This window comes from Pleurocapsa sp. PCC 7327 (genome assembly GCF_000317025.1).
Taxonomy (GTDB): Bacteria; Cyanobacteriota; Cyanobacteriia; order Cyanobacteriales; family Microcystaceae; genus Hydrococcus.
Map to the genome: position 1 here is coordinate 1,469,822 of NC_019689.1, position 22,666 is coordinate 1,492,487.

At 45.4% G+C, this 22,666-nt stretch carries 18 protein-coding genes; 1 reads left to right on the forward strand and 17 read right to left on the reverse strand.

Annotated elements, in window-relative coordinates; translation table 11 throughout:
- Positions 1–29 precede the first annotated feature (29 nt).
- From PLE7327_RS06595 to PLE7327_RS06675, 16 genes are all read right to left on the reverse strand, one after another.
- Positions 30–1,226: a glycosyltransferase family 4 protein gene (locus PLE7327_RS06595; protein WP_015143077.1), complete on the reverse strand. Its 1,197-nt coding sequence runs from the start codon at positions 1,224–1,226 to the stop codon at positions 30–32.
- A 72-nt stretch (positions 1,227–1,298) separates the two neighbouring features.
- Positions 1,299–2,573 carry a glycosyltransferase family 4 protein gene (locus tag PLE7327_RS06600; RefSeq protein WP_015143078.1) on the reverse strand — a complete coding sequence of 425 codons (1,275 nt, stop codon included), beginning with the start codon at positions 2,571–2,573 and terminating at the stop codon, positions 1,299–1,301.
- On the reverse strand, positions 2,570–3,478 hold the full coding sequence (locus tag PLE7327_RS06605) for a glycosyltransferase family 2 protein (RefSeq protein WP_015143079.1): 909 nt from the start codon (positions 3,476–3,478) through the stop codon (positions 2,570–2,572). The genes PLE7327_RS06600 and PLE7327_RS06605 overlap by 4 nt, the downstream gene beginning before the upstream one ends.
- Positions 3,479–3,522: 44 nt before the next feature.
- The gene (locus PLE7327_RS06610) at positions 3,523–4,737 is read right to left on the reverse strand and encodes a glycosyltransferase family 4 protein (protein WP_254658107.1); all 1,215 of its coding nucleotides are present in this window, start codon (positions 4,735–4,737) and stop codon (positions 3,523–3,525) included.
- A 32-nt stretch (positions 4,738–4,769) separates the two neighbouring features.
- The gene (locus tag PLE7327_RS06615) at positions 4,770–6,107 is read right to left on the reverse strand and encodes a glycosyltransferase (RefSeq protein ID WP_015143081.1); all 1,338 of its coding nucleotides are present in this window, start codon (positions 6,105–6,107) and stop codon (positions 4,770–4,772) included.
- A gap of 8 nt (positions 6,108–6,115) precedes the next feature.
- A complete protein-coding gene (locus PLE7327_RS06620; RefSeq protein WP_015143082.1) occupies positions 6,116–7,417 on the reverse strand; it encodes a glycosyltransferase family 4 protein in 1,302 nt (433 codons plus the stop codon).
- A gap of 192 nt (positions 7,418–7,609) precedes the next feature.
- A complete protein-coding gene (locus PLE7327_RS06630) occupies positions 7,610–8,431 on the reverse strand; it encodes an FkbM family methyltransferase (RefSeq protein WP_015143083.1) in 822 nt (273 codons plus the stop codon).
- Positions 8,432–8,593: 162 nt separating this feature from the next.
- Complete coding sequence (locus PLE7327_RS06635; RefSeq protein WP_015143084.1) at positions 8,594–9,754, reverse strand: hypothetical protein; 1,161 nt, start codon at positions 9,752–9,754, stop codon at positions 8,594–8,596.
- Positions 9,751–10,521: a class I SAM-dependent methyltransferase gene (locus PLE7327_RS06640; RefSeq protein WP_015143085.1), complete on the reverse strand. Its 771-nt coding sequence runs from the start codon at positions 10,519–10,521 to the stop codon at positions 9,751–9,753. Before PLE7327_RS06640 ends, PLE7327_RS06635 begins: the two co-directional genes overlap by 4 nt.
- Positions 10,518–11,633 carry a DegT/DnrJ/EryC1/StrS aminotransferase family protein gene (locus PLE7327_RS06645; protein ID WP_015143086.1) on the reverse strand — a complete coding sequence of 372 codons (1,116 nt, stop codon included), beginning with the start codon at positions 11,631–11,633 and terminating at the stop codon, positions 10,518–10,520. Before PLE7327_RS06645 ends, PLE7327_RS06640 begins: the two co-directional genes overlap by 4 nt.
- Positions 11,634–11,857: 224 nt before the next feature.
- Positions 11,858–12,301, reverse strand: coding sequence for a hypothetical protein (locus PLE7327_RS06650; RefSeq protein WP_015143087.1), 444 nt, complete (start codon positions 12,299–12,301; stop codon positions 11,858–11,860).
- Between the two features lie 30 nt (positions 12,302–12,331).
- Entirely contained in the window at positions 12,332–13,381 is a 1,050-nt protein-coding gene (locus PLE7327_RS06655) for a glycosyltransferase family 8 protein (RefSeq protein ID WP_015143088.1), read from the reverse strand.
- A 51-nt stretch (positions 13,382–13,432) separates the two neighbouring features.
- Positions 13,433–15,256, reverse strand: coding sequence for an ABC transporter ATP-binding protein (locus PLE7327_RS06660; protein WP_015143089.1), 1,824 nt, complete (start codon positions 15,254–15,256; stop codon positions 13,433–13,435).
- Positions 15,257–16,313: 1,057 nt separating this feature from the next.
- Positions 16,314–16,877 carry a pentapeptide repeat-containing protein gene (locus PLE7327_RS06665; protein ID WP_015143092.1) on the reverse strand — a complete coding sequence of 188 codons (564 nt, stop codon included), beginning with the start codon at positions 16,875–16,877 and terminating at the stop codon, positions 16,314–16,316.
- 255 nt (positions 16,878–17,132) lie between these two features.
- Complete coding sequence (locus PLE7327_RS06670; protein ID WP_015143093.1) at positions 17,133–19,304, reverse strand: tyrosine-protein kinase domain-containing protein; 2,172 nt, start codon at positions 19,302–19,304, stop codon at positions 17,133–17,135.
- Between the two features lie 12 nt (positions 19,305–19,316).
- Entirely contained in the window at positions 19,317–21,164 is a 1,848-nt protein-coding gene (locus tag PLE7327_RS06675) for a polysaccharide biosynthesis/export family protein (protein ID WP_015143094.1), read from the reverse strand.
- Positions 21,165–21,445: 281 nt separating this feature from the next.
- On the opposite strand from PLE7327_RS06675, the gene PLE7327_RS06680 reads away from it, so the two are divergent.
- A complete protein-coding gene (locus PLE7327_RS06680; RefSeq protein WP_015143095.1) occupies positions 21,446–22,339 on the forward strand; it encodes a formylglycine-generating enzyme family protein in 894 nt (297 codons plus the stop codon).
- Here PLE7327_RS06680 and PLE7327_RS06685 read toward each other — a convergent pair.
- Positions 22,296–22,604 (reverse strand): hypothetical protein, encoded by a 309-nt coding sequence (locus tag PLE7327_RS06685; RefSeq protein WP_254658109.1) that lies wholly within the window; start codon positions 22,602–22,604, stop codon positions 22,296–22,298. The genes PLE7327_RS06680 and PLE7327_RS06685 overlap by 44 nt on opposite strands.
- Between the last annotated feature and the right edge of the window lie 62 nt (positions 22,605–22,666).

Consider the following 22,666-nt stretch of genomic DNA (forward strand, 5'->3'; position numbering starts at 1 on the left):
ATAGTCGCAAACCGTCAAAATATCTTTCGTCAACTTACAGGATCGGCAATGGCAAGTTGCGTGCAAGGATAACGAACCCGCTTGTAGATCTCGATAAGTTGTTGGTAGTTTTTCTCGGCAGTGTATTTGGTTTCATATTCCAGACGAGCTTCTCGACGCATCCGGGCAAGTTCTTTTGGGCGTGCTAGCAGCCAATCTACTTTGGCTGCCAAATCTTCTGGGTCGCCAGGACAAAAATGGAGACCAGTTCGATCGCGCTCGACCAGCTCGGCGAGCGCGCCTAGCCCCGCGGCAACTACAGGCGTTCCTTTGGCGAAAGCCTCGACTGCCACGCGACCGAAGGTTTCATACCATTTTGACGGAAAGATTAACATCGCTGCCTCTCCCATGAGATGATACACTTCCGACATGGGTCTGCGTCCCAACCATTCCACTTGAGAAAGTCGTTTGGTTGCTTCGATTACCTGACCGGCCAAGGGGCCATCGCCAATAATCCTGAGAGGAATTCGTCCATCTAGACGTTCCCAGGCTGCCAGCAGAGTGTCTATGCCTTTTTCTACCGAAAGCCGACCTACATATAAGGCATAGCCACCATTTCCTTGACCGATTCCGGGGTCGGGATGAACAAAATTGGGTTTGACGACAATCTTGTCTGCTGGTAGTCCCCCTTTGATAAATTTCTGTCGGGCAAATTCAGTGAGAGCGATATAGCAATCCACCATCTCCGTCCAGGTAGACATGGCACGATGAACTGTCAGCATGAGAGCAGTTGCGCCAGTAGCTGCCCGACTGCCTCGATAGCAGCCATGCAAGATGCCGGGCCAGGGAATGGATTTTCCGCAACAGTCTTCACAGATACGCCCTTCTCGGAAAAGGAGGGCATTGGGGCACAAAAGGCGGTAGTTGTGCAAAGTTTGTACGACGGGGACTCCTTTAGTTTTAGCTGCATAATAAATCGAGGGAGAGATCGGAGGAAAAAAGTTGTGTACGTGTACCACATTATAGGAGTGTTCTGTTAGACGACGGCTGGCGATTTGATAGGCTTCATCAGACCAAATCGTCTTCAGGGCCATGCGCCAGAGAGCCGAGTCCGCTACGCAATCGTTGCTCTCCTCGTACACCTCAACTCGGTGTCCCATCTCCCGTAAAAGACCGCTTTCGGACTCAAACACTTCTTCCTCTCCGCCACGAATCTGATAGCGACTGTGTACGCTCAGAATTTGCATGAGACTTAATCCTCTTTTAGTTGGAAAACGCGAGTTCGATGCAGTCTCAACTTTTTCGGCAACGCCTAATTTTCAAACAATTTTGGGGTTAATCGTTTGGGCGATCGCTTTTTGGCGAGCGACGATCTCTTCGTAAAGCTGCACCAGGCGCTTGCCTTTGACTTGCCAGCTATGATGGTTTTTGACTAACAGTTGTCCGCTCCGTCCCATGCTTTTCCGAAGCTGGGAGTCTCGAACTAAGCGAACCATTGCTTCTGCCATGTCGCTGACGGTTTCATCGGGCGTGCGAGCTGGAATTTTAAATCCAGTTTTCTCAGTTACTTGAACGGCTGGCCCTCCTAAATCGAGGCAGATGACCGGGCGACCTGCTGCCATTGCCTCCAAACACACCCAGCCCCCTGAGTCATGCAAGCTAGGATGAACCAAGACATGACATTCCTCTAACTTACGCAGCGTTTCTTCTCTTGGCAGTCTGCCCCAAAATTTAACCTGTGAAGCAATTCCCAGTTTCTGAGCCAGAATTGTCAGCCGCTCCCGTTCGGGACCGTCGCCTAGCAACCAATACTCGGCATCAGGCAAGTTGGCTTTGGCAAAGGCACGCAATCCTAGGTGAAAGCCTTTCCAATGCAAAAGCCGACCCATGCTAATAAATCTTACGGGAGATCCTTCGGGCATCTCGTACTGGGCAAGACGCGCGATTTCGTCTTCTGAAAGACCCGATTCTGGAAGAACTTGCACGTCTGTCGCCCCCATTTTGAGCAATCGCTTGGCTGTATCTTCGGTTGTGGCGCGGATAGCAGCACTTCTCTTGGCAGTCAGATATACGAAGGGATCGCGTTCGCCAATCCAGCGTACAAAGCTGCGTGCGGTTTCGTATGCTCTAGCTCGAAAGCTAAAATCCTGCCAAAAAGCTCCAGGTGCGGATTCCCCACCACCTACCGGACCCCAGACAAAAGGTACGGGCAGCAAGGCAAGAAAGCTGGGACTTGAGTACTTGACAAAAGTCACGTGATGTGAAATTTCAAACCCGATTTCCCGATGTAGGCGACGGGCAACAAAATAAGCATAAATCTGCCAGAGATAGTAGTGGATTTGCATGGCGCCGCTTTGACCCCAGCGCATGCTATCCTTCCAGAAGGGGAGAGCAAAGTAAACAAAGTGTAAGTTAGGAATGGGATGGCGAGCTAGTTCGGCTTCAATGATTTCCCTACTTTCATCTGGGCGAGTCAACACCCAGACATCGTGGTACTTGGCGACTTCTCGAGCAACATTCCAACCCACTCCGGGCTCAGATCCTCTACCAGGCTCGCAAGAATAGGCGGACATCAAAACTTTTAGTCGTTTCATAGGCTATCTCCAACCTCGATGGTTTTGGGTCTTAGCCCTAACATCAATTGCAGTTTTGCCCACTTTCCTAACCATAAAATTAGCTTAAGCGTAAAAAATGACAGTCCTAGAAGCGGACCATACCGTTCTGTTTGATAGAAGAATGCAGTGGGTAAACGATAGGGAGATTTTTTACTCCAAAATAAAGCTTTAAAGGTTGCAACTGGAGTCAAACCGGGACGAAAATAGCTATGAAAATCGAGTTTTGGGTGAACGGGACCAAAGAGGTTGACCTTGAGATCTCCCACAACGCAGGCTTTAAATCCAGCGCGAGTGGCTCTCAAAATATACGTATCATCCCCCGAATAATGAGGAAATTTGTAGGTATCTGGAGGACCTATCTTGCGGAAGACAGAAGCAGGAATGCCTACGCACCAGCCAGATAAGCCATCGACGTAAATTACTTCTCCTGGACGAGCAGCACAACCTTTGCGACCTTTAAAAGCATTGTGGGTGCTGATGGATAAACTAGAAGACATACGAACATAGCAGCTAGGTCCGACAATGGTGTCTGGATGAGCCTGCATAAACGCTATTAACTGCGATAGGGCATCCGGTTCGGGAAAACAGTCATCATTAAGCCAGATGAAATATTTGGCTCCCTGTTGGGAGGCATAGTGCATAGCCTTTGCCATTGCTCCCGTCCACCAGAGATCTCCGTTACCTGGTAAAACGGCAACATCTGGGTAGAGAGCATTGACCGCTTCCGCCGTCCCGTCAGTAGAACCATCGTCTACAATGACAACGTGATAGCGCTGTAAATCTCCGGACTTTTTGAGATTGTCCAAACACGCTAAAGTCGTCTCTTTGCGATTGTAAACGGGAATGAGAATGTAGACAGGCTCTTTGAAATGAGCTTGAGACATATTGAATCTTTGTAAAAAAACTCTAAGAGGATGTATTGTTTTGTTTATCGCTTATTCAGAACGAATTCAACAATTTCAGCTAAATGCTTTGATACAGCTTCTGGGGTATGATTGGTCATAATCTGCTTGGATTTTTCTCCCATTGGCTCGATCGCGTCGACGCGATCGATAAAGCGACTCATTAATTGTGCTAATTGTTCGGGATTGCGAGGATCGAACGCATAGCCATTCTCCCCATCGACTACCAGTTCTACTGCTCCTGCCCATTTGGAACAGAGAATGGGTTTGCCAAATATCATGGCTTCGACTGCAACTAAACCCCAAACATCCTCGATGGTAGGAAAAACAAAAACATCGGCTAGCTGAAAATAGGCTCCTACTCGTTCATACTTGACAGCGCCAACCCATTTGACTTGTTTTCCTAAGTTATGGGTTTTGACAAACTCTTCTAGTTCTAAGCGCTGCGACCCATCCCCAACCACGAGCAACGAGTAGTCTCGATATCCCCGCTCTTCAAGCAAGGAGCAAGCTTGTAATAATTCATGCAAACCCTTTCTCGGAATGAGATGTCCGACAAAGAGAAATACGGGATGCTGCAATTGTAATTCAGCCAGGTCGAGGTTTTCAGAGTTTTGGGAGTAGGTTTTTGGATGGGGAACCAGATAGGGTCTGGCAAAAACCTTGTCCGCGCTAGCTCCGAGTATCTCCGTTAAATAGGTTTTTCCGATACGGTTATTGGTTACGAAGGCATCTGCTATCCTGGCGATTAACCGACGCTGGGATAGGCGCAGCCATGACTTTTGATAGTCCACTCCTGGCGAACTGCCATCGTAGAGAACGACCACTCGCCACCTGCACCACACTTTTAGCAGCAAAGCAAGAATAGTCCAAATAGAAAACCCCGTAGAGAAAACTATATCGGGATGAAACTCGAACAGGGGAGCGACAACGCGCGGAGACAAGTAGGTAAAGGAAGGCTTGTAGGTTTTAGACGTTCCAGGAATTGATAGGACTTTTATGCTTCCTACTTGCTTGACAGCGAAGGAATCTTCAAATCCAGGGAGAAAGCCGGGCCAATCGGCAGTAAATACCCTTGTCTGCGGAAAAAGACGGGTAAACTCGCTCATTATCGGCTGGTAGTAAGCTCCTGCTCCTTGCAGAAGCCAAGCGACTCGTGGGGAATTCTTGATACTACTCACCTGAGATATCTCTAAAGCCGCACCATCGTTAATCATTTGCTTTATAACTCGCTCTGTCAAAATACCTATTTTCTATAAAATAAAGGGGGATGCTATGCCGTCAAAAGATGCTGCAATATCGAACTGGCAAAGTTTTCAGCTGAATTCTGTTCTGCGAAGGCTTTCATTTTGGCGCGATCGCCCAACTTATCCGTTCCTTGGAGCAAAAATTGAGTGATTCCCTTGGCAATTTCGCTGGGAACTGTCGAGTCTACCGTTAATCCCAGCTGCCAGCGATGAGCAATTTCTCCCATCAAACCGTAATCGGATACTAAAAGTGGTTTCTGGGCTGCTGCCGCTTGCACTAAAGTGCCGCTCATGCCAACGTGACGCTGGTAGGGAGCCAAAATGACGTCTGCGCTTTGGAAGTAGAGTTGAACTTCTCGTTCGGGGATAAACCCATCGCGAACGACAATCTGCACGGGGAGAGACTGAGTAATTTCTGCGATTCGCTTTTGTATTGGCGACTCATCGGTGAGAAATATTTGACCGACCAACAAAAGACAGAGTTTTTGACAGAGGCTAGGCGATAAGGTTGAAATGGCTTCTAGCAGTTCGCGAATCCCTTTGCGCCCATCGTATAATGCCCCGAATAAGAGAAATGCCTGTCTGCCCGGCTCTATCCCTAAGCTCGTTCTGAATTGCTTTAGCTTTTCTTGTTGAGGCATTTCGTACACCTGAACGGGATCTGGCAAATGAATCGTTTTTACTTGAGAGCCAAATCGCTCCATAAATCTGATAACAAAAGGATCGAGACAAAATAAATTGCGGAGCCTGGGGTGATGCATGACGCGAGGCAGGATAATGTATTTTTCCCGCCAGTGCTGCAAGCGATTCTTCCAAGTTGGCACGTAGCCAGCAAAGGTATTGTAATGAAAGGTCGGTCGGAAATAGATGCCTGAGAAGGAACAGGGTAGGGACGCTCCCGAAGCGATCGCTGCTTGAAAAGAATCAAAATATAAGAGCAGACAGCTATCGGCTTTGAGTAAAGTTGCGTACTTGCGCAGCAGTTTCCACTCTTGAAAGGAACGCAGGGCACGGTGGACGAAAGATTTTCTGGGAATCAGAGCCGCCTCTTCCCCTGGAGTAATGCTTACAAAGTTTAGGTTTTTCCGATCGTAACTCGAAGCAATCTCTATGACATCGGGATGGTGTCGCACAAAAGTTGGCGAAACAACAAAGTTGAGATATCCTGGTAATTCTTCTTTACGCCAGTACTCAGCCAGATGCCGAATATAGCTTGCATAATGTCCGCCGTAGGCGAGTTCAAAGACTAGGAGTTGGCGAGCGCCAAGCTCTAAATCCTGGCGCTCTGGGTTTTGGGCATTCTCCCTTAAACTACCTGGCTTCTCAACCTTGTCAGCTGGTGTTGTCAAAGACTCAGTTTGCATGTAACGATCTAGGAAATAATAACTTTCTCAGCTGTAGTATTTAAAGGCTCCAGGGCTGCTTTCTTCTCGCGATCGCGTCCCTCTAAAATTTCGCTGTAAACAGACAAGTAGCGACGTGCTTGTAACTCTAGGGCAAATTCTCGCTCGGCTTTCTCGCGAGCGCTAAAGCGCAGTTTTTGATGGCGTTCTGCATCTTCTAGCACCCAAGCAATTCCTTGCGCTAAATCTTCAATTTCAAAGGGATTCGCTAGATAACCGTTTTGCTGATGGTCAACAATGTCTTTCAATCCCGTCGCCTTAAAAGCAACGACTGGCGTAGCGCAAGCAAGCGACTCGGAAGCCGTTTGTCCCCAAGATTCCTGAATTGATGGCACGACCATGACATCTGCTGCCGAATAGGCACGAACCAATGAGGTGCCATCTAATGGGCCCAGGTAGTGCGCTTTAAAGCCTAAATCGATGGGATTGTCGGGTTCCGATGACCCAAAGACAATCAGTTCTATTCGCTCTCGCCATCCAGCCTTACTTAGGTTCTGTAGGGCTGGAACTAGAAGCTGAAACCCTTTCCGGCGATCTCGAGTAGCGCTGAGCGCTCCAAAAAGAACGAGTTGCTTGTCCTGAGGTAACCTTAGAAGTTCGCGAGCCTTTTGCCGATCGAGAGGCTTATATTGTTCGGTATCGAGACAAAAAGGTATCACTTCGACTCGTCGATTCTTGAAAAGGGAGCTAGAACTCGCACAATTAGCCATCCACGTGCTAGGCGCAACAACGGTTAAATTAATATCCTTCCAAGCCTGGGCTTTACGTTGCCATACCCAGCGCGATAAATCCGATTCCTTGATGCTACGAAGCTGAGGACAAGCACCGCAAGAATGGATGTAGCGATCGCACTCTTGGCTGTAGTGACAGCCTCCAGTAAACGGCCACATATCTTGGAGCGTCCAAACCAGAGGAACCTGAAGATTTTTGAGGTCTTCTATTCTTAAAAACTCCCAGCCAACCCAATGTAGATTGATGACGTTAGCCTTGAAACTTTTAATTCGATTCTGAATTAAAGAAGGGGTTGCATTGATTGAAAAGGTGTTGTTATGCCCCCAAATTTGGCTGATTGTCCTGCCAAATAATTTTTCCTGGATCTTTTTGAAGAAGGCGGTTGGCTTGTCTAATTCGATAACCGATTGATGCTGTGACCCTTTTTGGAAAACTAGCATCGAAGAATCTGCTCTTTCCTTGAGTAGTCCGAGGTGCAAGCGCGAAGCAGCGTGTCCGGCCCCCGAACTTTCATGCATTGCTAAATGTAGAATTTTCATTGGAAATTAGCTATGGAGTTGGGTTAATCGAGCCACTAGTCGTTCCTGCGAAAAAGACGACTAATTTAAGTCTTGCTATCTTAAATGTTGATGATTGGTTAATAGATTTAGGCAGCAGCGTTCTCGATCTTTCTCTTTCAAACTTTCAGACTTTTTGGGACTGCTACAGTACTAATTATCTTCTCAAATAATTTAGTCAATCAATGATGACTTCATAATACAATCGAATTCTACTGCCGCCAAACTCTTAGCATATCTTGAGACGCAAAAGAGTCCGGTTACTTGAAATCCTAAAGACTCAAAAAAATGAAGTGAATCTAGGTAGCCCGGCATTCCTTGATACAGTTGAATAAATGAAATTTCTGATTGAAGTCCGATGGCTTTCTGAATTGTTTCTTTTCCACCCTTTAAAACTTCAAGATCGTAACCCTGAGTATCAAGCTTAATAAATAGCCTACACTCAATACCCAAATCTTTAACGATTTCATTGTAGACATTATCCAGTCTTTTGATTTCTACTTCTTCCCTTCCTGCAATCGTATAAGATTCTGTTGGAAGATCGGCTTGGCTGCACAATTTACTTATATTGCTAGTACTAACTTCTTCATTTTCATAAGTTAAAAATGAGTTAAAAAGCGATGTACCAAACAAATTAATTTCAGATTTTTTATTTTCGGTACCCAATGCGAGTTTGTATGCCTTCCATTTAGGGTCTCTACTAGCAGATTTTTCCAATATTGAGTATGTTGCCGACACTGGTTCAAAGGAAATTATGTAGCCATCATAACCAAGCCCTCTCAAATTTCTTGCATACTGTCCTTCATTTGCTCCAATATCAAAAACACAATTGATATTCATGCGGTCAAAAATGTATTGAAGATGTGCATTTCTTGCATATTCATTTGCTCGCTCGTCTTTCACTCTAAAGTTATGCCCATGGTAAACTATTTCATAACCCATAGTTCTCAATGTCTTGCTTAGTATTTCTTTCATCAAGCCTTTGATTCGCTTCATAGGTTTTAACTCCCAAACAAAATATCTGATAGCGGGAAGCAGATGAAACTCGACTTTATGAATATGAAAAAGTTGTACCTTACAATTGCAAGAATCTTAGGAAAGCCCTTTAAGTGACTCCATCGATTAACCAAGATGAGCGAACAAAATAACCACCAGTAGTTAGAACGATCGAGTTGGCTTGCACAGATCGATTTGCGCCACCTCTATCATCGTCTGACAAAGATTCTGCCAGTGCAACTTAAAGGAAGCGTGAGTTTCGCAGAAGTCCAGACATCTTCGACGGTACGCTTCCCGATTGCCCATGATTTGCTTTATAGCATCTGGAATTTCCGCAAAATTTCTAATCAATACCCCTAATTGATATTTCCGAATGAACTCAAAGGAGGAAAGCTCAGTTGCAATTACTGGACAACCGCATGCCAGACTCCGCATTAACTTGCCTGAAGAGAAGCCAACCAATTCAATGTTTGGACCAGTGTTGCAGTAGAGAGCAAAGTTTCCTTCGCAGTAGGATACTAACGAATTCAAGAGATTTTCTGGTAATGGCTCGTCGCTCCAAAAGATGCGATCGCTCATTTTAAGATGCGAGTATTGTTGCCAAAACGTCTCAATCTCACGTTTTGAACGACTGTTCACTACCAAAACTGCTAGATCGGGCCAATAAGGTACGGTTTTCAGTAATTCTGGCACCTGCGCCCAGACAGTCACCGAACCCGCATACAAAAAAGGAATTGAACCTTTGGGTAGCTTAAGGCGTTTGTGCCAGTCAATCGGCTTATTGGAGAAATGAACGATTGGGATATTTGGAAGAACCACATGGGGCGTTGTTATCGAAAGTTGAAGTTCCTGACACAATGGCTGAAAGCGTTGGGCATCAGGAACAACAATCAAGATAGCTTCCTTTACTGCCTGGCGTTCCAGCGGTTCCCAGAGGGGATTGTTCCAGTGGCTGGGAAATTCGTCGTTGAGATAGACGAAAGGGCACTGACTCGCTTTTGCCATCAGCGAGCCAATGTAAGCACCAATCTGACCCAATCCAAATACACAATAGTAGTTTCGACACCAATGGTAGCGAAACCTGAACCAGTCTGGTCGCAAGTTGTTGAAGAGGTTGTATCGCGACTCAATAGAATAGTAAATTCTGACGTTTTTCGGCAGTAAGCTAGCATAGTTCCGGGAGGGCCTTTCCCACAGATAAAGATCGATTTCCCAACCAACTCTTGCCAGTTCCAACACAGAGTTGAGCGAGAAAGGCATGGTTTCCAGTCGAGCGCTCTTTGGACCGTAGGGGTAATGAATGTAGGCAATTCTCTTACTCATCGGTCTCGCACCACATAATAAACACCCCAAGTGTCAAATCCTGGCTCCCGGTCAGTAATCCACTCCCGGCTGATTACAGCCTCCAAATCAGCTTCTGCAAGAAGTAAGTCTACTTCCGATCGAAATAGATAACGCATCCGGTGGGTTTCCCTGACTTCCTCTACAACCCCACTACTCTTGTCGCGAATGAAAACATGATAGTTGACATCTACTAAATTATCGTTTGGGTAAAGTATAGGCTCTGCAATGCGGGTAACTTGAATCGCTTCATCTTCCAAACGTTTCACGCGCACAGTAGGGCGAGCAGTGAGCACTGCCGGTCCATACCAGCAATCGAAAATGAAAATTCCACCGGGCTTCAGATGAGATTTTACAGTGGAAAATATAGCTCGCAAGTCCTCAATGGTCGATTGATAGCTGACTACATGAAACAAGGAAATGACCGCATCAAATTGTTTGTTCAGACGAACCTCACGGACATCGCCTTGGCACAATTCCAGTTGACCTGCTAGTCGATCGGACATTTGGGAAAGACGCTGCTTAGCCTTTTGGAGCATTTCATGACTCAAGTCCACCCCATTAATGTAATAGCCCTCTTTTGCCAACAGAATGGCATGAGTTCCAGTACCACAACCCAACTCTAAAATCGATTGACTACCCGGGGCATAGGTTTGGAGCAATTGATTGACAAACTGTGCTTCCCCAGCATAGTCTTTATCCCGATAGAGCAAATCGTAGTAACGGGCATAATTGCCAAATACACTCATTGAATTACCTCTCTCAAAACTTGAGCCACTTGCCCGATCTGCTCGTCGGTCAATGCCATACCGCTGGGAATATAGAAACCTCGACGAGCGAGTTTTTCTGCGATCGGACATGATACGCCCTCAAACAAGCCCATCCGGCGGAAAACTGGCTGCTCGTGCATGCACCAAAAGAAGGGACGAGTACCAATTTTATACTGTCCCAAACGGTGCATTGCCTCCTTCGCATCAAAAGGCACCTCATCATTTAAGACAATTCCATATACCCAGTAAATATTAGTAGCATAATCGGTCTTAGGAAGCGGGAGCTGCAGTTGAGGAATGTTCGACAGCAGTTTGGTGTAGAGTTGTCCTATGTGACGTTTGCGAGCTACAAACTCATCGAGCCGCTCTAACTGGGCAACCCCTATTGCTGCCTGTAGGTTAGTCATGCGAAAGTTCCAACCCAATTCTTCATGGACGAATCGTTGATGGGGTTGGAAGCACAAGTTTCTCAAAGAGCGGCAGCGTTCCGCCAGATGCTCGTCATCTGTGAGTATCATTCCCCCTTCGCCTGTAGTGATGTGCTTGTTTGGGTAGAAGCTAAATGTACTGATAGTGCCAAAACTGCCACAGGGACGATCCCGGTAAGTCTGTCCGTGCATTTCGGCGGCATCTTCTATAACGTACAAGCCATACTTATCTGCCAGTGCCAGCACTGGATCCATGTTTACGGGCAAACCATAAATGTGGACGACCATAATGGCTTTAGTTCTAGGGGTAATCTTGGCTTCAATCTGGCGAACGTCCATGTTCCAAGTATCGGAGATGCAATCCACCACAACTGGCACAGCTCCCACCCGGACGATCGCTGCGGCACAGGAAATAATCGTGAAGGTTGGCAAAATTACCTCATCGCCTTTGCCAATTTTGAGGGCAGCGATCGCCGCATCAATAGCAACAGAACCATTGCTTACTGCAATCCCGTATTTACGCCCTACACGGGCAGCAAACTGTTCTTCGAATTGCCTAATAAACGGACCCTCTGAGGAAATCCAACCCGTATCGATACATTTATTAAGATACTTCTTTTCGTTTCCGTCTAAAAGGGGTTCGTTAACTGGAATTGGTTTCATCTAAGATCTTGCACTCTTCGCAATAGGTGCCTGGAAATCAATTTCCAGGCTTACATATTAAGTCCATTAAAACTCAGAGCCTGCGCTTTGGCATCAACGCCTAGAACTTTAGTTCTAGGCTCAAAGCTCAACTCTATCAATAAAATCGACTGAAATTCCTATCGGGTCTTCTTTAGAAGACTTTTTCTAGCAGTTGTTGAGAATGGTGGAAGATCTGAGTTTCATCAAACTTTGTTTAGTTCCACAATTTTTGCCTGTTCCGCAGCGATTCCTATAAAGCGTGTCTTATCATGTTCGCCGACGTAGGGTCCCTGTTTGACTTCAATCATCTCGACTTCTTCGAGTACCTCAAAACCGTGACCGCCGGTAACTAAGAGAATCACATCGCCTGATTCGAGGATACGGCTCTCTAGATATTGCTGTTGGTCATTATAAAAGTCCACTCGCAACATACCCTTTTTGATGAAGAGAACTTCTTGAGTGTATTTCACCTCGCGAGGCACTGGATTATGCACATGGGGTTGGATAATCTTGCCAATTGGATGGCGCATATACGCCATCTGTTGAGATAATTCGCTTGGAGTAAAGAAGTGAATCCCCGGCTTGTTAAACTGATTAGATACGATCAGAGCCAGCAGTTGATTTTGATAAATAATCTTTTCAACCATGATGTAAATCTGCCTTCATGATAAATCTTGTTAGTTAGCAGCAACTTGAGCCGAATTTTTTACGCTATCTTTTTTAGTAGGTAGTAGGAAATTGAATAATTGTTTTGCCTCTCGATTTAGTCGGCGCCAGAGGCGTCTCCAAATAGAAAATCGCCAGCCCGACCATGCCGTCATATCAACGTACTTAAAGAACAGGTGCCTGAATGGATGTTCTTCACGGGAGTTCCATGGCTTGGCAGATCCTCCAAAATGGATGATGTAAGGATTGTAGACTAACTCATTATAGACGTCCTCTGTATAAGGGCTATCCTGCCAAGATTGGAAGCGATAGATGGTAGGGATCTGATTCCAAGCGGGATGTAGTTCTCCCCAACGATCGGCGAGTACGGCATTCAAAACGTCCTGATCGTGCCATCGCACGTATTCTCGTTTTTCTCTTAGGTATTTCAAAGCTTTAGCACTGATGTTGTCTGCCCGCCATTTGGCAACATCGATCGCCAAAACTCCGGAGTTGAAGTATTTAGCATCTGGGGACAAACCCAATTCTTTATAATTTAATAGCCCGGTTGGTGCAGACACGGTTAATACTGTCAGATCCTGTGCTGCCAATAGATAATTTTCTCCGATGTCTAGATCCCACAGATGCCCGATATTGGTATTCAGAATTAGATCGCAATCGAGATAGATCGCCTTCTTGATTTCATCAGGTATCAGCTCGGGAATGACAAGTCTGTAGTATGCAGCGATTGTAAGGTGTTTCGGTTCCGTAATGTTTCCAATCGAAAAATCTCGAAGAACTTGAATGTCTCCAAGCAAGGCATCCGGTTGCGGTAGCCACCTAACTTCACATCGATTTGGATGGAGACCTTTGACAATCTTGCGCTTGTTGTAATCCTCGATCCCTCCATCAATAATAAACAGGAGCAGTTTTCGATCCGCACTAAGATTGTCAAGGATAGAATGCATTGTTACAGCGACCTGCATTGCATACCCATTATCAGCGGCACATACTACAACAATTGTATTAGGGTCTGGGGTGTTCGCAGTACCTTGATTGGTAGTTAAATTAGCAGTCTTCATAATTTTAAGCTTTCGATGTAGGCTATTAAAAAATCGCAATCTTTATACTCTTTACGAGCTGAAATCCGCTATGGTATGTTTGGCAGCAACAACTTCTTGATAGCTACCCGACCTAGCTATTTGACCTTTCTCTAGTAAATAAATGCGATCGCAATGCTCGATTGTCGAGAGACGATGAGCAATAATAATCATGGTTTTTGTCCCACTTAGCGATTTAATGGCTTCGCTTACCAGACTTTCGGTTTCGTTATCCAGAGCCGCCGTCGCTTCATCAAGTACCAGAATTTCCCGTTCGTGATAAAGTGCCCTAGCAATTCCAACTCGCTGACGCTGACCTCCAGACAAACGAACTCCTCGTTCGCCAACAATGGTCTTAATACCATCTGGAAGGTCATCAATTAGTTCTGTAAGCTGCGCTGCTTGAATGGCTTTTTCCAAGCGTGCTCGATCGATTTGTTCGTCCGGAACGCCAAATGCAATGTTTCGTTCAATAGTGTCATCTATCAGAAAAATAGATTGGGGAATATAGCCAATCAAATTCTGCCAGGAGCGCAAATTATGACTTATAGATACACCATCGATTTGAATATCTCCACTTTCAGGCGTTAAAAGACCTAAAATCACATCGACTAATGTTGTCTTTCCCGCTCCAGATTTTCCAATTAAACCAATAGACTCTCCTTTCTTAATGACTATCGAGATATCTTTAAGAGAAGGTTCTGAGATCTCAGGATAACAATAGGTTACTTTATCTAGAATTATTCGATCGCTGAAAGCCATAACAGGCTCCTGTTTATTGCCAACCAGCCATAGATTTTTACTATTGTTTTGAAGTGTCCTTTCTCTCCCTTCAAATTCCGCTTTTTCTATCTCTTTCAAATCTAGATAAAGTCGATCGATGACGTAGCTAGAGTTTTTGATCCCGCTAAATGACTGCATAAAACTACTGGCTGCTGGTAGCAATCGAACTGAAGCCATTCCAAATACTCCTAAAGTTGCAGTTAGGTGTTCTGCACTTTGATGGGAAATCAGATGGACAATTGTAAAGCCTACTAGAAAGGTAATTAGTAGAGGCTCTAGCATATAGCGTGGCAAGAGAGAAAAAGCATTGAATGATGCCACAGCATTTTTAAATTTTTCGGCTTGTTCGGAAAGCTGACCCTCAAAATAAGATTCACAACCAATAACCCTGGTTTCCTTAAATCCTCCCAATCCGTGGTTGATAATACGAATCATCTCGATATCAGCCTCATGGGCTTCTTTCCCCCAGCGAGTTACCTTATCTTTGAACTGATAGAGTAAGGAAGATACAAGAAGTAAAACTATTAAAATGATGGCTGTAGCTGTTAAATCTGTCTTGAGAAGCAGTAAGGTCAGAGCACAGATAACAATAAAATGAGAGGCTGAAAAAAGAATGGGCATCAAAATGCCATTGGCAAAATTAAAAGTTTCCCTGACAATTGTTTGGATTGATACGGCTGTATTTCGATTTAAATGGAAAGCATAATCGGTACTTAAATATGCATGCATCAATCTAGAGCGTAAATCCACCTGTTGTTTAAAGCCAAATTCAAAAATATACTTCTGAATCTGAAACCCTAAGAAGGATTTAAAGTACAAGATGCCGAGAATGGCTAAACCAAACAAGCAAATCAACTGGACTCGATCTTGAAATCCTAGTTGTACGTAAATCCAACTCAACCAGGAATTCTGCTCGATTAGCTCTAAATTAGTAGCCAATGCTATAAATGGTCCGATGAGTCCAATTCCTAAGGTTTCTAGCAGGGAAACAAACAAAAATAAAAAGACAAGAAAAACAAGCTGTTTTTTCTTTCCTGCCAGAATATATAAAAATCTAGAAAAAGATCTGAGCATTAGGGTTAAGAGTCAACTATTAGAAGGTAAAACAAGTTAGAGATTTTCGTTGGTTGACTTATTTGATAATTGCCTAATGGGAGAAATTGTGAGATTTCTAATGCATTCCCTAATTACATCGGTATAGCTTCTGCCTGTTACTTTACAGTAAGCTTCTAGCTTCTCGATTTCGGGTTTGCTAAAGCCTATGGTGATGCGCTTTTCGATTAGTTTTCTCTTCACTGTCAAGACGTTGCTATCGACTAACAAAAAAGCTCTAGCCCAGATGGTACTAGAGATTAGTGGTTCTACTTCTTTAGAGAACAGTCGGGCAAATATTTTCGACCTTTACCTCATCCGTCGCTATTGATTTGAACTAACATTTAGAGTATCTTTCTTTAACTTGTTCCCTAGCCTGGATAACCACTTAAGAAGGTTGAATCAAAGAGCTTAAGCTTTTTACTTAACCTTCCATCTAAGTCTTTTGCACTCTAAATTGAATGAAAAATCAATTAAAAAGGCTTTTCTATAAATTTTTAGAGGACATCCTAAAAGTCCATTTTGTTATTTTGAGTGCAGTAGAACGTAACAAACAATCTCTCTTTGGAGTTGGTATACTCAGATGCTTCGCTTCGCTATTGCGACGCTCAGCATGACATCCTATCCCTTTGGGACAATCTGCTAGCTTTAACTTAATTTTTTCTTAGTAAAAAGCTTTTTCTGAAAAAAGACAATACAAGCCTACCCTCTAGAATTACTCAAGCGCACTCGCAGGTGTCTTCTCAAGCAATTCACAGCAGCTTAGCTGCTGGAAGAAACAGTATGATATTAAGCATCACTTATTTATCTATTCGACATCAAAGATAGCTTTACTACACATAAGATGTCAAGTATATTTACCAACTAATTTTTTGCCTCTATCAAATGATAAAAATTCAATCGGGTCAGTAGATTTTAAATCAATTCACCACTACGATCCCGCACCTGCAAGGCAAGGATTTGGAGTAGAGGAAGAATTTTTTCCCTTTCCAAGGCTAAAACTGATGGTCTGGAACCTCAGTCGCTCAATTGTGAATTGTTAATATCCTTCACAGGTCTGCATTCCAGCACTGATGGGATCGAAATCATCTGGAAAAATTGTTTTTTCATCGTACTTAGCTCTCTCCAAGCAAGCCCCTTTTAAACTCGCTCCTGTGAGGTTTGCACCAATCAGGTAAGCTCCTCTCAAGTTCGCTCTCCATAAGTCGCATTGAACCAAATTGACCTCTTTAAGGTAAGCTCGCTCTAGGTTGGCGATACAGAGTTTTGCTTTCCAAAGGTAAGCTCCGTTCAAATTGGCACCGCTCAGGTCGGTTTCTTCTAGGTTAGCTTGACCGAGATCGATCTTCCACATTTCAGCGCCGCTCAGGTTAGCTTCTCTGAGATTGGAGCGAGCTAGATTGGTTCTGTAGAGGCAACTTCCTTTTAGGTTAGCTCGGTAAAGATTAGCTCCCTCCAAATTAGCTTCCTCTAAATCGGCATCTATCAAGCAGACTTCTTTCAAATCGGCAGCATGGAGATTGATTCTTTTAAAATCTCTTTCTCCTGCCCAATATTGTCTTAGCAGTTGCTCGACATTAGTCATTTCTACATTTTTCACCATAAGCTCTCACTGGTTGAACCGGATCTCATCGCGCTACCAAAAGTTGGCAGTTGGTTTGAGAAAAACTTATCATTAATTGTGTCCCCAGGATCGATCCGGATTCACTTATATGTGAGATATGTGAGAGAGCGATCGCGTCAAGCGTCGAGAATTCTGGCTCGCCGGACAAAAAACAATTTTTCAGCCATTCAAATCAATTGTTTTTTTTTCAGGGCAAGAAGCCCGCAAGACTCGACAAAAATTTTAGAGAAAAAACTAATAAGCTACCCGCTCTTTTGTCAATTCCTCTCGACGAGAAGCCGACACCGAATTTCTCGCCATATTAGCCACCACTCCTAAAATTGGCGTGCCGGATATCCTTAACTCATCCAGGGCGTGTTCGAGCACTGGGCGTTTTAGCTTGCCCAATCCGGCAACGAGCAGAATGCCATTAGTATGGTTGGCTAGTAGATAGGGATCGGCAAATTCTGAAAGGGACGAGGCTTTGTAGATAACTAGATCGAAGGCGGCTTGCAGTCTCTCCATTAACTCCTGCATTTTTACAGAAGCGAGAAATCTGGTTGGATCGGCTGGAATCGATCCAGAGGTCAGAATGTAGAGGTTATCTTCAAGCGGCGATCGCTGGATGGCATGGTTGAAGTCGAGCGTTTCTGAAGACAGAATATCCGATACCCCTTGTTGGTTGGACAACATCAAGCGATCGTGCAGGCTGGGATAGCGCAGGTCGACATCTACCAATAAAACTCGCTGACCCATGCTTGCTGCCGTCTGAGCGAGATAGAGAGCAACGGTAGACTTTCCGTCTTCAGACGAAGCCGAACTGACGACAAGCGATTGGATGGGAGGATTGGATTTGAGCAGACGAATATTGGTGTAGAGAAAGCGGAAAGCTTCCAGAAAAGCAGGACTCACAGAAAAAGCTTGAGATTTTCCGTTTCTGTCGCTCGGCATCAGAACGCGAGCGGGTCTGTCGATCGGAGCGTAGCGCTCTTCAAGGGGAGACCATTTTTCTAAGACTCTTTCAAAAGGAATCACGCCCAGAATTGGTAGCTTGGCGACTTCCTTAACTTCTTGAGAAGTATAGAGTAGATTGCTCAGTTTGTCTGAGGCTAAAGCCGCTCCCAAACCCAATAGCAACCCTAAAATTACCCCCAACAATAAGTTTTTCCGGAGACTAATAGAGACTGGTACGAGCTCCTCTGGAGGAGGAGTCAATAACCGCCAAGGCAATTCCTTTTGAGCTGCATCGATTTTCAAGCCCTCGCGCTTAGACAGAAATTGATTTAGGTTTTCTGTGGCGATTTCCAGTTCTCGCTGAATGTCATTGTATTGACGCAGAACTAACGACAATTGCTTCACGTCCCGATTGAGACGATCTAGCGTCTGCGTTAAGAGTTTATTTCGGGTTTCTAGCTGCTGGATGCGATTAGAGGTCTCTCTGGCCACTCTAAGCCCTTCGCGACGAAGCAAGGGCAGTAAATTTTGCCGCTGCTGCTTGAGAGTCTTCATTTCTGCACTTTCTTCCAGCAGTAAGGCGGAGCTTTTAGCCATTTGACTGTCGATTTCGAGCAACTGGTTGAGTAAGTTCTGATAGCGAGTATTTTCAGCCAGCGCTGCCAGGGCAACCGAACTAGCTTCCTGTCGCGTCAATTCTTGTTGCATCGAAGTATAAAGCGCTTTGGCTTCATTGAGTTCGAGCTGAGTTTGCAACTGCTGTTGTTCGAAAGAGCCAATCAAAGTAGACAGTTGTTGACCTTTGATTTCTGGATCGATAATATTGTTCTGCTGCCGGATTTTTTGCAGTCGCTGTTGCTGAACGGCAACGCTCTCTTGCAATTGAGGCAGTTGTCCTTCAACAAAGTCGATTCCTCGTCGGATCCCAGTCTGACGAGTGTTGAGGCTATAGTCCAAATAAGCCTTAGAAACGGTATCTAAAACGGTTTTGACTTGTTTGGGATCTTTATTTTGGTAGGAGACTGTCAAAATTAGGGTTTTTTCTCCCTTGGTCGTAATGTTTACGTCGTTAAAAAGGGATTCGTAGGTAATCTTTGGATAAAGAGCTTGAAGCTGTTTGACAATGGGAGCCATCACTTCGGGACTCTTTAATATCTTGAGCTTGACTTCGTCTTCCTGGACAGTATCGATACCTTTATCGCTTATGGTATCGCGGTTAGCCGAAGAGATGACTTTAGACTCAATCGTCTCTGGCTCGATTAAAATCTCGAACTGACCCTGATAGATCGGATCGTCGGTAATAGCCTTGATTCCAGCTAAAGCTGCGACCCCGAGAGTGATACCAGCAATTAAAACTGCCTTACGACGGATAACGGCGATGATTTGCCCTAGATTTAATCCCCCTTCATCACTCTCGTTAAACCGAGCAGCACTGGCTAGCAGCCACGGGTGAGAATTGCGTTCAGAGTTCATGATCGTTCCTGTTTAATCAAAAAGATTAAATAAAGTAAATGGCAAAGTAAAGATCGAAAAGAATCTTCCTACAGGGTTTAATACTGCATCGAGCGTATCTGAAATGCCGGCCAGAGAAGAGCGACCAACTACGATCACGTCGTTGTTGTAGAGTACGGGATTATTTTCGTTGTTAAGCTTTTGGGCAAAATCGATAGAAATTTCTTGTCGAGACACCGTACCGTTTGGGTTAAGGCGGATTAGTTCTACCGTATCATTCTCTGCTCGATTGGTAAATCCTCCCGCAGCAAATATGGCTTGATTTAACGGGCTATTTGGGGGAACTTCTACGATTCCGGGTTTCTGGACTTCTCCAACTACGTTAACCTTGATCGTGTCTGGAGAAAAACTAGCCGCAGCTACTTGAGCGGCTTCTCCAGGATCTTGTGCTGTTGCGAGCGGTACGACAATCGTATCTCCTTCCTGTAATACTGCGTCTTGACTCGAATCTCCTTGTTGCAGGAGCTTCCAAAGATCGACTGTGATAGTCCGCTGCTCTCCTGTGCTTGTTAGGCGACGAACTTCGACCTGACGAACGTTGGCGAGGGGTTTGATCCCGCCAGCTACCTGAATGGCACGAGTTACGGTAGGAGCGACGCTTTCACCCCCACCCGTTCCCCCAGGTACGCCCGCTTGACCGGTTCTGGCACTGCCAGTCACCGTATAGGGACCCGGACGAAAAACTTCACCGATTACGGTAATGTTGAGAGGCTGAGTTTTATCGGGAGCAAAACTAGCAGAACGCAACTGAGAGGCTTGTGCTAGGTTTATCTCTTCCGATGTAGGAACGTAGACGATGTCTCCGTCTTGAAGGAGCAAATCTTGCCGAAAATCGGCAGCTTGCAAGAGCTGCATGAGGTCTACTTCGACGATTTGTTCGGAACCGGCATGGGTGCGCCGACGAATCTGAACCTTACGAATGTCAGCGAGGGGATTGATTCCACCAGCTGCTTTGAGTGCCTGCGTGACGGTTGGCAGTCCAGCGCCTTGCTGACCCGGCTGACCTTGGCCTTGAATGGTATGAGTACCTGGCTGCCGAACCTCGCCCAAAACGGCGATATTGATCGGGCGGTTTCTATCGACAGAAAAGCTAGCTGCTGCTAGCTGGGGAGCTTCTGCCAGGTTAATCTGGCTGGCAGTCGGGATAAAGATAGTATCGCCATCTCGCAGCGTTAAGTCATTACCGAGATTACCTGTCTGGATTACCTGCCACAGATCGACAGTAATCGTCTGCTGGGAACCCCGACCTTGGAGACGACTCACTCGAACGTTACGTAAGTCTGCGGCTTGAGTGATTCCTCCAGCAAGCTGCAATGCTTGGGCAATAGTGGGCAATTGCCCCCCCGTCCCTCCTTCGCGAGCTTCGCGCGACATGGTGTAGGAACCGGGACGGTTAACTTCTCCGGCAATCCCGATTCTCACCGGACGCGGTGTCAGCAAGTTAACGGTCACTTGGGGGTCTCGGAGAACCCTTGCACTTGCGTATTTAGCGGCAATAGCTTTGGCTGCTTGTTCTAAGGTCATTCCCCCAACTGGCACGCTGCCAATTCTGGGTAGGTTGAGCGAACCGTCGATCAAAACCTGATGCTCGCCGCTGTATTGGGGTAACTGAAAGACATCGACGCGAACGCGATCGCCTGCTCCTAAAATATAAGCCGTTTCGGAAGCACCTGCGCTGGTTTCGGCGGGAGTTAGCGCTACTTCGATAGATGACGATCGAGCTGTTGCGGCTTGAGGATCGATTGTTATGGCTACGGTTGATACAATTAAACCCGTAGTGAGTAGAATCATCCGTTTGAGCCGATCTAAAGCATTAGACATAGGCAGATTTTTATTTAATTTATAAGACAAGAATATTGTTTTTAACGAGTTAAGTAAAGCAATCAATCGATTTTTAAAGATAAAACCGTTAAAAGCAGGGATCGTTAGGATCGATAGGGCATTTTAATCTAGAGAATCTGCCCAACTTTTTTACTATTTCCTGACAAACTAATATCTAAAGTTGAGTAAAAGCTGCATAAATTACTCCTCTAGATAGGAACTGGAAAAGAACTTTATAGCTAATGGGAATTGGCTGACTCATAACAAGAGGTTGAGCGGTAATGAATACCCGTGTTTTTGAATTTGACGTAGCGACTGTAAAATCACAAGCGCAAGAACTTAAGCTGAGCCGCGTTCAAGGTCGCTATTTTAGCGAAGAGCTTGGCAATGGCGTCGTTTTAGAGATGGTAGCTATTCCTGCTGGAATCTACGCGATGGGTTCGCCGGACGATGAAATCGAAAGATACGACAACGAAAGACCTCAACATTGGGTTGCGATCGAACCATTTTTTATGAGCAAATACCCCATTACCCAAGCTCAGTGGCAGGCAGTCGCTACCTTAGATCCCGTTGAGCTACCCCTCATTCCTAATCCCTCCAAATTCAAAGGAGCCGATCGCCCGGTCGAGAAAGTCTCTTGGTACGAAGCCGTCGAGTTTTGCCGGCGACTGTCGGAACTTTATAGCAAAAATTATCGACTTCCTACTGAGGCTGAATGGGAATATGCCTGTCGAGCTGGAACGATAACCCCTTTCCATTTTGGGAAAAGACTGCCGCAGCATTTGGCTAACACTCATGGTTCGCAACTGAGAAGTAAAAAGGTTGAGGGAACCACGCCAGTAGGAGCCTTCGGAGTAGCTAACGCTTTCGGTTTGTATGACATGCACGGGAACGTCTACGAATGGTGTCTCGATCTCTGGCACGACGATTATGAAGGAGCGCCTGCTGATGGCAGTGCTTGGTTGATTGCCGAGGATCGGGAGGGATTGCGTGTCATTCGCGGTGGGTTTTGGCTGTCTCATCCTAAACATTGCTGTTCGGCTTATCGCGATTGTTGCGAACCCGATTCTAGGTCAAGCGTTGTTGGTCTTCGAGTGGTTTGCGAAGCACAAAGTCTTAGCATTTCCTCCCTCAGACCAACTGAGTGCTTGCCCGACGACTCATGTGGTAGCTAAATTCACTAACCGATGGATTGGGGATCTCTGGATTGATCGTGCGAGTCGTAGATTGCCAATCGCTTCTTTTAGCGGGAATTGCTGCTAGCGTACCATCTGCTTGCCTGGAAAGTCGCATCCAAATCGTGCCGTGTTCCTCGCAAAAGAACTCTTCTAACCAAGCATTGCGGTCTACATAGGCAGAATTTTGGGTTGCTAAAAAGCTGGCTTTTTTTCGGGTGATCCCCAGGTTTTTTTTAAGCTCTGATATGTCCTGGTAAAACAAATAGTATTTTTGACCCCCTAGACGCCATAGACGTTGTTGACAGCAAGGACAATAGAACTTTT